Below are 13,108 nucleotides of genomic sequence, written 5' to 3'. Positions count from 1 at the left end.
CCTCAGGCCGCCGTGGCGCCCTCGCGCGTGCGGGCCGTGGACGCGTCCACCGTGTCGGTCACTTGCGCCGTGTCGGTCACTTGCGCCGCGTGGGCCAGCGAGGTGTCGGGCACCGGCCGGCCCAGCATGAAGCCCTGCAGTTCGTCGCACCCGTGGTGCTGCAGCGCCGCCATCTGCTCGGCGGTCTCCACGCCCTCGGCGTTGACGCGGATCTTCAGCGCATGCGCCAGCGTGACGATGGCGCCGACGATCAGGTTGACCTTGGGGTCCTGGCCCAGGCCGTGGGTGAAGGCGCGGTCGATCTTGACCTTGTCGAACGGGAAGCGCCACAGGTAGGCCAGGCTCGAGTACCCGGTGCCGAAGTCGTCCATCGCGATGCGCACGCCCATCTCGGCCAGCTGGCGCAGCGTGGCCAGCGCGTGATCGGGATGGCGCATCAGCAGCGACTCGGTGATCTCCAGCTCCAGGCGCTGCGCCGGCAGGCCCGCCGCGGCCAGGGCGGCGGCCACCGTGGCCGGCAGGTCGCCGGTCTCGAACTGCGCGGGCGACAGGTTCACCGCCACCGACAGCGCGCCGGGCCAGCGCGCGGCATCGCGGCAGGCGCGGCGCAGGGCCCAGGCGCCCAGGGTGCCAATCAGGCCGGTCTCTTCGGCCAGCGGGATGAACTCCGACGGCGGCACCGGGCCGCGCGTGGGGTGCATCCAGCGCATCAGCGCCTCGTAGCCCACCAGCGTGTGGCCGTCGATCGCATACAGCGGCTGGTAGTGCAGCGCCATCGTGCCGCGCTCGGCGGCCTCGCGCAGATCGCGCACCAGCGCATGGCGGCTGCGCACCTCGGCGTCCAGTGCCGCGTCGTAGAAGCTGAAGCAGCCCCGGCCCGCGGTCTTGGCCCGGTACAGCGCCAGGTCGGCCTGGTGCAGCAGCAGGTCGGGCTCGGGCGCCGGCTGGCCCGACAGCGTGGCCCCCACGCTGGCGCCGCAGCGCACGGTCTGGCCGTTCCACGCATAGGGCGCCGACAGTTCGGCCACGATGCGCTCGCCCAGCTGGGCCGCGGTGGCGGCCGTGGGCACCTGGCGCTGCAGCACCGCGAATTCGTCGCCCCCCAGCCGGGCCACCAGGTCGTCGGGGCGCACCAGGCGGCGCAGCCGATCGGCCGCCTGGCGCAGCACCTCGTCGCCGGCGGCATGACCCAGGGTGTCGTTCACCTCCTTGAAGCGGTCGAGGTCCAGGCACAGCACCGCGAAGCCGGGCCCCTGCCGGCGGCTGGCATCGACCGCCCCGGCCAGCGCTTCGTTGAAGCTGGCGCGGTTGTCCAGACCCGACAGGCCGTCGTGGCGCGCCAGGTAGCGCATGCGCGCCTCGGCCGCGCGCTGCTGCCGCTGGCGTGACAGCCAGTGCGCCAGCCCCAGGCCGCCCAGCGCCAGCACCACCGCCGCCAGCGCCAGCGCCACCTGCACGAAGGCCTCGCGGGCGCGGTGCGCGCGATCGGTCTGGTCGACATAGACCTCCACCACGCCCACCGTGCGGCCACCCACCACCACCGGCACATAGGCCTCGGCGTACACCGCCGGCCGGTCGGCACGGCCCGCGCCGTGCTGCAGTTCGACGATGCTGCGCCCGTCGTTCAGCAGGCGCACGGCCTGCTCGACCGTCACGCCCTGGTCACTGCCCACCCGCTCGACCGGGCCCGCCAGCGGCGCCGCGCCGGCCAGCTGGTCGGACACCAGCATGAGCCGGCCCTCGCGGTCGAAGAGCTTGAAGCGGAAGACGTCGCCCAGATGGCGCAGGCGGCGCAGGTCGGTGAAGGTGGTGGCCTCGGTGGCGCCACCGGCCAGGAAGTCGGGCAGGCCCGGCACGGCCTTGACCAGGGTCTGCGCGTAGTGCAGCGCCTCGTGCTCGGCATCACTCGCCAGGTGGCGCTGCGTGGCCACGTGCACGGCACCGGCGGCGGCGGCCAGCGCCACCAGCATGGCGGCCAGCCAGCCCAGCAGCCAGCGGCGGTCCTGTCGTCGAATCTTGGCGAGCATGGGCAGGTTCCGTCCGAGATCCGGGCTGGAACACTGCCCCGGCGACACGCCGCCCGCGGGGCGGCATGATCGCGTTATCGGCCTGGCCGTGGCCGACTTGAGGCCTGCCTGCGGCTCACTCGCGGTCGGCGGCGGCCAGCGGTGGCAGCACCCCGCCGGGCAGGCCGCCATCGGCCGCGGGCGCCGGCTGGCCCGCCGGCGCGGTGCCCGGCCGGCGCTCGCGCACCAGGTAGCTGTAGAGCACCGGCACCACCACCAGCGTGAGCAGCGTGCTGGTGATCACGCCGCCGATAATGGCTCGGCCCATCGGCGCCTGCAGCTCGCCCCCCTCATCGAGCGCCAGCGCCAGCGGCAGCATGCCGAACACCATCGCGAAGGTGGTCATCATGATCGGCCGCATGCGCGTGTTGCCGGCCTGCAGCAGCGCCTCGGTGACGGTGGCCCCGGCCTTGCGCGCATGGTTGGCGAAGTCGACCAGCAGGATGGCGTTCTTGGTCACCAGGCCCATCAACATCACCAGGCCGATCATCGAGAACACGTTCAGCGTGCTGCGCCACAGCAGCAGCGCCAGCATCACGCCGATCAGGCTCAGCGGCAGGCTGGCCATGATGGCGATGGGCTGCAGGAAGCTGCCGAACTGGCTGGCCAGCACGATGTAGATGAAGATCACCGCCAGGCCCATGGCGCCCAGCATGCCGGCGAAGGCCTCTTCCTGCTCCTTGGTCTGGCCGCCCACGTCGAAGCTGTAGCCCGGCGGCAGCTGGGTCTCCTTCACCAGCTTCTGCACGTCGTTGCCCACGTCGCCCGAGCTGCGGCCCTGCACGCCGGCGAACACCGCCTCGCGGCGCTGCAGGTTCTGGCGGCGGATGATCTCGGGGTTGAACACCGGCTCGATGGTGGCCACCGAGTCCAGCGCGATCGGCGTGCCGTCCTTGGCGAAGGCCACCGGCAGGCTGCGCAGCTGCTCCACCCGCTCGCGCTGGCTCTGGTTCAGGCGCAGCACCACGTCCACCTGGTTGCCGTCGGGCGTGGTCCAGTACGTTGCGGTCTCGCCGTTCACGTAGGCCCGCAGGCTGGACGCCAGCTGCGGCGCGGTGAGCCCCAGCTCGCGCACGGCAGCCGGCTTCAGCCGCACCGCGTAGGCCGGGATGCCGGGGCGCACCGACACCTCCACGTCCACCGTGCCGGGAATCTTCTTGACCTTGTCGGCGAAGTCGGTGGCCACCTTGGCCAGGCCCTCGGGGTCACTGCCCAGGATGGCCACGTAGATCGGCCGGTTGAAGCCGAGTGCCGACTCCACGCCCGGCACCTGCGCCACCTGGGCGCGGATGGCCTCCTCCACCTGCTTCTGGCTGCGTTCGCGCTCCTTGCGGTCCTTCAGTGCGATGTTCAGCCAGGCCTGGTTGCGCTGGCCGGCACCGCCCACCCAGGTGGACAGCGACTGCACCTCGGGCATGGCCAGCACGATCTCTTCCACCTGGCGCACCTTGGCGTCGCCGCGCTCCAGGCTGGAGCCTTCGGGCATGCGCAGCGCCAGCTGGGTGAAGCCCTGGTCCACCTCGGGGATGAACTCGCTGCCCACCAGCGGCGCCAGGCCGATGGCGCCAGCGAAGGACAGCACGCCCACGCCCATCACCACGCCGCGCGGCGTGATGGTGGCCAGCCGCAGCCGGCGCCGGCTGGCCTTGTCGCGCCGGTTCTGCGCATCGAAGCCGCGGCCGTAGACCGGGAACGGCAGACGCCAGCGGCGCGCCGAGAAGGCCCAGCGGATCAGCCGGTCGTACACCGCATGCAGGCCGTCCATCATGCGATCGGTGCCGCGGATCAGGTGGCCGATGACCGGCCAGTGCTTCATGCGCGCCGACGGCGGATCGCGCCACACGCTGCTGAGCATGGGGTCGAGCGTGAAGCTGACGAACAGGCTGACCATCACCGCCACGGCCACGGTGATGCCGAAGGGGAAGAAGAACTTGCCGATCACGCCGCCCATGAAGGCCACCGGCACGAACACCGCGCAGATGGCGAAGGTGGTGGCCATCACCGCCAGGCCGATCTCCTCGGTGCCGTCGCGCGCGGCGCTGTGGTGGTCCTTGCCCATGCCCACGTGGCGCACGATGTTCTCGCGCACCACGATGGCATCGTCGATCAGCAGGCCGATGCACAGGCTCAGCGCCATCATCGTCATGAAGTTCAGCGTGAAGCCGAAGGCGTACACCGCGATGAAGCTGGAGATCACCGCGATCGGCAGCGTCAGCCCGGTGATGATGGTGCTGCGCCACGAGTGCAGGAACAGGAACACGATGGCCACGGTGAGCAGCGCGCCCTCCACCAGCGTGCGCTTCAGGCCCTCCAGGCTCTTCTTCACCCAGTCGCTGTTGGCATAGATCAGGCGCAGCTCCACGTCGGGCGGCAGGCCCTTGCGCAACTCGTCCATCGCCGCCTTCACGGCGTCGCCGGCGACCACGATGTTGGTGTCCTGCTGCTTGAAGACGTTGAACGTGACCGCGCGCTGGCCGTTGATGCGCGCCACCGAGTCCGGCTCCTTCTCGCGCTCGACCAGCTGCCCCAGGTCGGACAGGCGCAGCGCCAGCCCGTTGCGGTGCGCCACCACCACCTGCTCGAACTGGCGCGGGTCACGCACCCGGCCCTCCACGCGCAGGATGGCGTCGGTGGTGCGGTCGCTCAGCAGGCCCACCGGTTGGTCGGCATTGGCCTCGCGCAGCGCGGTGGCCACCTCGGCCGGCGTGATGCCGTATGCACGCAGGCGCACCGGGTCGAGGTCGATGCGCACCTCGCGCTCGGTCAGGCCCGAGACCTCCAGCCGCGCCACGCCTTCCACGCGCTGCAGGCGCTTTTGCACCTGCTGGTCGGCCATCAGCGACAGCTCGCGCGCGCTGCGGGTCTTGCTCAGCAGCGCCAGCACCACCACAGGCTGGTTGTTGTCGTTGTTGTAGCGCGCGATGGTGGGCGCCTTGGCGTCCTTGGGCAGCGTGCTCTGCACCGCCGACATGCGGTCGCGCAGGTCCTGCATCGCGCGGCCCATGTCGGTGGACAGGTTGAACTCGACGTTGGTCTCGCTGCGGCCCTCGTAGCTGCGCGACACCACGCGCTTGACGCCGGCCACGCTGTTGATGGCCTCCTCGATCGGCTTGGTGACCTCGCGCTCCACCGCCTCGGGGCTGGCGCCGGGGTACTGCAGTTGGATGAAGGCGCCCGGCAGCGAGATGTCGGGCATCTGCTCCACGCCCAGGCGGGCGTAGGAGAACATCCCCAGCACGCACAGCGCCACCATCACCATGGTCGCGAACACCGGGTTCGCGATCGACACACGGGTGATCCACATGTTCGGCTCCTGCTCGGTTGCCGGGATCAGCGCAGCGCCGTGGCGCCGGAGGCCGCGGCCGAGGCCACCGCTGCGGCGCTGCCGGCGGCCTGCACCAGGGCCGGCTGGCCCTCGCGCAGGTTGTCGAAGCGGCTGGCCAGCACCAGCGCATCGGCGGCCACGCCGCCCAGCAGTTCCACGCGGCCGCCGGCCTCGTCGCGCTGGCCCAGCGTGACGGCGCGGCGCAGCAGCTTGCCGCCATCGAGCACCCACACATGGGCCTGGCCGGCGGTGTTGCCCACCGCAGCCATGGGCAGCAGCAGGCGCTGGCGGTCGTCGGCCAGCGACACGCGGGCCATCGCGTACTGGCCGGCGCGCAGCTGCTCCTTCGGGTTGGCCAGCGCCACGGTCACGCCGATCGAGCGCGTGCCGGGCTCGGCCGCCGGGGCAATGCGCACCAGGCGGGCGTTCACCGGTTCGGCCACGCCCTCCACCTGCACCTGCACCGCCATGCCGGGCGCCAGGCGACCGACCTCGTGCGTGCCCACGCTGCCGGCCAGCTCCAGTTGGGCCAGGTCGACCAGGGTCACCACCGGCTGCTCCATCGCCAGCTTCTCGCCCGGCAGCGCCTGGCGCTTGGACACGATGCCGGCGATCGGCGCCACCACCGCAGCGTCGCGGCCGGCCACCTTGGTGGTCTCGAGTGCGGCCTGGGCGGCGTGCAGCGTGGCGCGGGCGGCGTCCAGCGTGGCGCGCGACTGCTCCAGCGCCACCGGCGAGATGAAGTTCTGCGCCGCCAGGCGCTCATTGCTGGCGTGCGTGCGCTCGGCCTGGGCCAGGCTGGCGCGGGCCGAATCGATGTTGGCGCTGCGCTCGGCGATGCGGCTGGCCAGTTCGGCCTGGTCGATGCGGCCGATCACCTGCCCGGCGCTCACCCGCGCGCCCTCGGCCACGCTCAGCGTGACCAGGGTACCGGCCGTCTTGGCCCGCACCACGGCGGTGTTGGGCGCCACCAGCGGACCGCTGAACTCGATGCGCTGCGGCAGGCTGGCCTGCGTGGGCCGCACCACCTCGTTGGCACGGAAGACGAGCGGCTTGGACGCCGCGTCGGCCGGCGCACTGGCGGCCTTGGCCGCCTTGGCGGCGCTGTCCTGCGTGCGGCCCACGGCCACCACCGTGGCCGCCACCGCCGCCACGGCCACCACCCCTCCCACGCCAATCAACCAGGGCCTGCGCATCGTCTGTTCCTCCTGTGCGACCGTCCACGCTCTCGTGAAGCGGCGCCAGTGTAGGTTTGACCCCGGACAAATCCAGGGGGGCTGCGACGAAGCGTCGGGCAGGGGCGACGAACTGCAGGGGCGGCGGCCCAGCCGCGCCCCGCGGGGTGCCGGGGCGCCGCGTTCAGGCCGGCTGCAGCAGCTCGGTGCCGGCCGGCGGCGCCAGCGCAGCCTCCTGCCGGTAGACGCCGCAGCCGATGAACATGTCCTCGGCCAGCGCGGCGATGTAGGCCGTCTTGGGCACGGCGCGGCCGTCGGCCGGGTGCGGCCCCAGGTACTCGATCCACCCGGCGCCGGTCGCCCAGGCCTCCCAGGCCGCGTTGATGAACTGCTCGGCCTGCGCGTAGCTGATGCCCGGCACCTCGTGGATCACGCGGCCCAGCAGCTCGGGCCGGCCGCAGGCCACGCGGTAGCGGTGGCTGCGGTCGAACACGTACAGGAACATGTCGCGGTCCACCCAGTCGGCCTCCTGCTGCACGAAGTCGTTCAGCGCCGTGTCCACGCCCACCTCGGCCACGTGCGCCATCGCCCGCTCGACGATGCGCCGCGCCTCGTCGGCCGTGCCCTGGCGCAGCCGCATCGACGACACGGCCAGCCGCAGCGCCTCGGCCTGGCCGGCCAGCGTGCGGGCGGCCTGGGCCGAGCGTTCCACCGACTGCGCGTTTTCGCGCGTGATCTGGTCCAGCGCGGCCACGCTCTCGCTCACCTGCGCCAGGCCCTCGCGCTGGGCGGCGCTGGCGTCGGCCATCGCGCGCAACCGGCGCGACACCTCCTGCGCGCTGCTGTCCATCGTGTCGAGCAGGCCGCTGGCCTCCTGGATGCGCGCCGACGCATCGCCCACCTGCTCGGTGGTCTGGTCGATCAGGTCGCGCACCTCGGCCGCGGCCTCGGCACAACGCTGGGCCAGCTTGCGCACCTCGGCCGCCACCACCGAGAAGCCGCGCCCGGCCTCGCCGGCCTTGGCCGCCTCCACCGACGCGTTCAGCGCCAGCAGGTTGGTCTGGAAGGCGATGTCGTCGATGACGCCGTTGATCTCGGCCACGCGGCGCGCGCTGACCTCCAGCGTGCGCACCGATTCCACCGTCTCGCCCATCACCCGGCCGCCGGCCTCCACGCGCTCGCGCAGGGTCTGGGTCAGCGCGTCCAGCGTGCGCGCGGCCTCGGCATTGGCCTTGGCCTCGTGACTCAGCCGGTCCACCGAGCCGACCGACTGACGCAGGCTCTCGGCCTGCAGGTCGGTGCGGCCGGCCAGCGCCTGGCCGTCGGCGGCGACCACCTGCCCCGCCTGGCCCACGCGCACCGCGCTGCTGCGGATCTCGGCCACCAGCGAGGACAGGCGCATGCTCATCTGCTCGACGCGCTGGCCCACGGCGGCCAGTTCGTCGTCGCCCGCCACATCCACCCGGTGTGCCAGGTCGCCGGCGGCCACCGCGCGCATGCCGGCATCCAGCACGCCCAGCGTGTGCATCACCGCGCGCACCATGGCCATGCCGAAGTAGCCCAGCACCGCCAGGGCCAGCAGGCACAGCGCGCACAGCACCAGCGCCGAGCGGCGCGCCTCGGTGGCACGCTCGGCCAGGCGCTTGTCCAGGCGCTGGGCCACGTCGGCGCCCACGCGCAGCGCATCGGCCTCGGCCTCGTCGGCCGCGGCCAGGTAGGCGGCCAGGGCCTCGGGCGCAGGGTTCTCACCGAAGGTCTGGCGCGCCAGGCCGGCCAGCCGCTCGCTGCTGGCGCGTGCCGGCTGCCAGCGCGCGGGCGGCGTCTCGCCGGCGCGCGACAGCGCATCCACTTCCACCTGCATGGCCGCGGTGGCACGCTCCACGGCCTGGGTCAGCCACTGGGTCTCGGCGCGCTCGACCATGGACGGCGAGCGCCCGCCGGCCAGCAGCGCGGCACGGCCACGCAGTGCCGAGATGGTCTGCACCCACGGCGTGGTGTGCAGTGTGACCATGCTCATCAGCTGGTAGCTGGCGGCCTCGGGGTCGAGCAGCAGGCCCGAGCGCTCGGCCACCAGGCGCTGCATCTGCGCCAGCGCGGTGAGGTCGGCCGCCACATCGGCCTCGCTGCCGCTGCTGTGGCCGCTGGCGGTGGAGGCCGCCAGGCTGCGCAGGCGCGGCTGCAGCGGCTGCCACAGCGCGGCGGCGTCGATGCGCCGCGTGGTGGCAGCCAGCCGGTCCATCGCGCTCACCGCCTCGGCCAGCCCGGTGCGGGCCTGGGCGCGCGCGCCGTCCAGCGCGGTCTCGCCGGCACGGGCGCGCCGGGCCAGCTCGCCCACCTGGCCCAGCGCGGCGTTCACGCGCACCAGGCCGTGCACCACGCGCACGCCCTCCTGTTCGGTCAGCGCGGTGGTGGCCACCTGCTCCTGCGACAGCACCTGCAGGCCCAGCAGCAGCAGCAGCGGCAGGGTGATCAGCGCCGCGCCCAGGCCCAGCTTCAGGCCCAGGCGCATGCGCCCCATCCAGCGCATGCCGGGCTGCAGCAGCCCGCGTGCACGTTCCCGCAAGGTCATCGTGTGTTCTCCCGCGGCGGCCATCAGCCGATCACGAAGTGCTGGATCGAGCGCTTGAGGCTGTCGCCCTGGTCGCGCAGCTCGGCCGAAGCGTCGGACAGCTGGGCCACCAGGCGCGCATTGCCGCCCACCGTGCCCTCGACATCGCGGGCGATCAGCAGCACCTCGCGCGACTGCGACAGGCCGTCACGCACCATGCCGACGATCTCGCCGACGATGGCGTTGACGGCCTCGATCTCGTGGTCGGTGCGCGCCACCTGCTCACCGGCGCGCTCGGTGATGTGGCTGCCCTCCTCGATCTCGCCGATCGAGGTGTCGAGGATGCCGCGGATGCGCCGTGCCGCCGTCTCGCTGCGGTTGGCCAGGGTGCGCACCTCCTGCGCCACCACCGCGAAGCCCTTGCCGGCGGCGCCGGCACGCGCCGCCTCCACCGAGGCATTGAGCGCCAGCAGCTTGGTCTGGTAGGCCACGGCCTCCACCATGGCCACCACCTGGGCGATCTCGCGGCTCTTGCCCTGCAGCGAACGCATGCGCTGCTGCAGCTCGGCCATGGTGCGCCGGCTGCGCTGGGCCTCGATGCGCATCGAGCCCACATGGCCCGACACGCGCTCGACGGCCATGCCGCACTGGTCCATCGCATCGGCGAAGGTCTGCGTGCGGCCGGCCACGTGGCCGATGGCCTCGCGGATCTGGCCCGAGCTGCCGGACAGGCCGGCATTGCCGGTGGCCACCTCGCGCGAGGCGTGCGACACCGCCGACACGCCCTGCGTGACGGCCTCGAACATCGCCGACATGCGCGCCGCCGCCTGACCCAGCGTGGTCAGCGCGTGGCCGATCTCGTCGCGGCCATGGCCGGTGGGCCGGATGGTCAGGTTGCCGCGGCCCATCTCGTCGACCTGGGCGCACAGGTACTTCAGGCCGCCCACCATCACCTTGTACAGGCACACCAGCACGTACAGCGTGAACAGCATGCCGGCGCCCATGCCCAGCCACTGCGCCAGCAGCGTGTTCTTCAGCCGCTGCGCCCGCTGCACCAGCAGGTGTTCGATCTCGGCCAGGCCCAGCGCGTCGATGCGCGCGCCGGCCTCCACCGCCAGCTGGCCCAGCTGCCGGTAGGCGCCGAGGCTCATGTCACCCAGCTCCTCGCGCTGGCGCAGCACCAGCGCGGTGGTGGCCAGCAGCCGGTCGACGACCAGCAGCTGCTCGTCCAGTTGCGCCGCGTGGGCCGGCACCAGCGCGCGTGCGGCCACGATCTGCGGCCGCTCGATCGCCAGCACCGTGCGCGCCTCGACCAGGCGCTCGGTCACCTCGCGCGACAGCCCGCTGCCCGGCTGCTGCGGCCAGTGCAGCAGCATCACGGCCACCAGGTCGGCCACGCGCAGGCTGACGTCGGAGCCCGGGTGCACCAGGCCGGCGCGCAGCACGCGGCCGCCCGGGTCGTCGTCGACCATGGCGGCCCAGTAGTCCTCGTAGGTGTTGCGCACGCCATGCACCGCCTCGGCATAGCGGCGCAGCGCCCGCGAGCGGGCACCCATCACGCTCATGTCGCCGGGCACGAAGCCTTCCTTGCGCCGGGCCACCACCTCGCTGCGGCGCTGGGCCGCCTCCTGCACGGCGGCGGCCAGGGTGCTGTCGGTGGCCACCTCGTCGGCCAGCAGCGCCTCGACCTGCCCATGGGCCTGGGCTTCGCGGCTGAAGGCGCGCTCCAGGCCGTCCGCCGATCCGCCGCTCTCGGCACGCTGCACGGCCTGGGCCAGCTCCAGCACCGCCATCTCCAGGGCACCCAGTGCGCGCACATGCGCCACGCCGTTGACCGCCTGGCGCGCCTGGCGCCACTCGGCCAGGCCCTTGGCCAGCAGCTGCGTCAGCATCACGGCCATCAGGCCGAACACCAGCACGCTGACCACCAGCGCCTTCACGCGCAGCGTCTGGTTGCGCAGCAGGCGCACACCCGGACTCCAGATGCCGTGGTAGCGCATCCAGCCCAGCGTTTGCCAACGCTGCCGCAGCGCCTGTTGCAGCGCGGTCCAGTGCGGTCGCTTCGATCCGAGCATCGGCTGTGGTTTCCGTATGTAGATACAGGGGCTGAACCCCGTGGCCTGCGGCAGGCCACGACGCCCAATCCCCGGTGGACTCATCGGCTTTTCGGCGCGAATGCCGCCGTCTTGAGCCAACAAATCACGACCGGCGCACCGCCTGCCCCCATCGCACCGCCCGGCGAGCGGGCAGGCTCAACTTCGCGCAACGGCGGTCGATAACGGCCCGTGACCTCGGGAAACCGCCAAGACTTCCCGGCCCGTCACACCGCAGTGCACCGAACCGGTGCCCCTGAACCGTCCCCGGAGCCACGCCCGATGCCCTCGAGCGAGCAATTCGTCAGCAACACCCTGGCAGCGCCCTCCCCGGTTGCCACACGCCCCTGGATCCAGGCGCTGCGACAGCCGCTGTTGCTGGGATGCGTCACCCTGGTGCCGCTGCTGGCCTTCCAATATGGCGGCTGGCCTGCCGCGGCGGCCGGCTGGGTGCTGGCCTGCTGGCTGGCCTGGCGCTGGAACCAGGCGGCGCAGGCCTCGCGGGAGGTCCGCTCCGCCGACGCGGGCGAGGTGGCCGCCGATGGCGAGATCGCGCGCCTGGCCCTGAACGTGGTGCCGGTGTGGCGCCGCAACCTCGACGCCGCACGCGCCCACTCCGAACGCAGCATGTCGCAGCTGCTGGAAAGCTTTGCCGGCGTGTCCAGCCAACTCGACCAGGCCCTGGCCATTGCCGACAGCGCCCCCTCGCTGGAACTGGGCGCACACGAGATGCTGATGGCGCACCACCGGCCGCAGATCGAGCAGCTGGCCGAGGTGGGCAGCCAGGCCATGGCCACCAAGACCGCGATGCAGCAGGTGCTGGACGGCTTCTCCGCCGAACTGGCCGAGATGGCCAGCCTGACCCGCGACGTGCAGAACATCGGCCGTGCCACCCACCTGCTGGCGCTGAACACCTCGGTGGAGGCCACGCGCGCCGGCACCAGCAGCGGCGGCTTCATGGCCGTGGCGCAGGAGGTGCGCACGCTGGCCGGCAATTCACGCGAGGCCGGCAGCCGCCTGGCCCGCCATGTGGCCGTGATGCAGGAGCGCCTGTCGGCCATGCAGCTGGAGGCGCGCCGCACCGAGGCCGACGACGTCGAGCTGCGCCTGCGCACCGAGCAGGCCGCACGCGGCCTGGTCAGCGCGCTGCTCAACGGCCTGAGCGAAGCCACCAGCGCCACCCGCAACCTGCAGGCCGTGGGCCGGCAGTTGCAGGGCGAGCTCGAGCGGGTGCTGGTGGGCATGCAGTCGCAGGACCGGCTGAGCCAGATGATCGGCTCGAACACAGACGACATGGCCCGTCTGGCCGCCCACCTGCACGGCGCCCGTGACCCGCTGGCCGCCTCGCCGCCGGACTGGCTGGCGCGTCTGGAGTCCACCTACACGATGGACGACCAGCGCAGCAGCCACCACGGCACCACGGCCATCGACCAGACCAGCAGCGTGGAGTTCTTCTGAACCCCCGCCGCGCGCAGTCACCCCTTCCCTTTCAACCAGCAGACCGCAGTACCCGAGCGATAGGAGCCCCAAGATGAGCAAGACCGTGATGGTGGTGGACGATTCAGGCAGCTTCCGCACCGTGGTCAAGCTGGCCCTGCAGAAGGCCGGCTATGGCGTGGTGGAGGCGGCCGACGGCGTCGACGCCTGCAGCAAACTCAACGGCGCCAAGATCAACCTGATCGTGTGCGACGTGAACATGCCCAACATGGACGGCCTGTCCTTCCTGAAGCATGTGAAGGCCAGCCCGGCGCACAAGTTCACCCCGGTGATCATGCTGACCACCGAGAGCCAGGAGGCCAAGAAGGCCGAGGGCCGCGCCGCCGGCGCGCGTGCCTGGATCACCAAGCCCTTCCAGCCCTCGCAGCTGGTGGACGCGGTCAACCGCCTGTGCGTGTGACGCC

Annotated in this window: 7 protein-coding genes; 2 read left to right on the top strand and 5 right to left on the bottom strand. The window is 72.5% G+C overall.

The genetic code is table 11. The annotated features are described in order from the left end of the window. Positions 1-2 precede the first annotated feature (2 nt). The 5 genes from AACH10_RS10355 to AACH10_RS10335 form a co-directional block, all read right to left on the bottom strand. Positions 3-2,027 (bottom strand): putative bifunctional diguanylate cyclase/phosphodiesterase, encoded by a 2,025-nt coding sequence (locus tag AACH10_RS10355; RefSeq protein ID WP_341410311.1) that lies wholly within the window; start codon positions 2,025-2,027, stop codon positions 3-5. Between the two features lie 115 nt (positions 2,028-2,142). Further along, positions 2,143-5,370 carry an efflux RND transporter permease subunit gene (locus tag AACH10_RS10350; protein WP_341410310.1) on the bottom strand — a complete coding sequence of 1,076 codons (3,228 nt, stop codon included), beginning with the start codon at positions 5,368-5,370 and terminating at the stop codon, positions 2,143-2,145. Between the two features lie 26 nt (positions 5,371-5,396). Continuing rightward, a complete protein-coding gene (locus tag AACH10_RS10345; RefSeq protein WP_341410309.1) occupies positions 5,397-6,587 on the bottom strand; it encodes an efflux RND transporter periplasmic adaptor subunit in 1,191 nt (396 codons plus the stop codon). A gap of 163 nt (positions 6,588-6,750) precedes the next feature. After that, positions 6,751-9,135 carry a methyl-accepting chemotaxis protein gene (locus tag AACH10_RS10340; protein WP_341410308.1) on the bottom strand — a complete coding sequence of 795 codons (2,385 nt, stop codon included), beginning with the start codon at positions 9,133-9,135 and terminating at the stop codon, positions 6,751-6,753. A 23-nt stretch (positions 9,136-9,158) separates the two neighbouring features. Next, positions 9,159-11,189, bottom strand: coding sequence for a methyl-accepting chemotaxis protein (locus AACH10_RS10335; protein ID WP_341410306.1), 2,031 nt, complete (start codon positions 11,187-11,189; stop codon positions 9,159-9,161). Positions 11,190-11,489: 300 nt separating this feature from the next. On the opposite strand from AACH10_RS10335, the gene AACH10_RS10330 reads away from it, so the two are divergent. Continuing rightward, entirely contained in the window at positions 11,490-12,665 is a 1,176-nt protein-coding gene (locus AACH10_RS10330) for a methyl-accepting chemotaxis protein (protein WP_341410305.1), read from the top strand. 73 nt (positions 12,666-12,738) lie between these two features. After that, a complete protein-coding gene (locus AACH10_RS10325; RefSeq protein WP_341410304.1) occupies positions 12,739-13,104 on the top strand; it encodes a response regulator in 366 nt (121 codons plus the stop codon). Positions 13,105-13,108: the final 4 nt, after the last annotated feature.

The organism is Pseudaquabacterium inlustre, assembly GCF_038066595.1.
Lineage (GTDB): Bacteria > Pseudomonadota > Gammaproteobacteria > Burkholderiales > Burkholderiaceae_C > Pseudaquabacterium > Pseudaquabacterium inlustre.
This window is presented reverse-complemented; position numbering and strand designations above follow the sequence as displayed.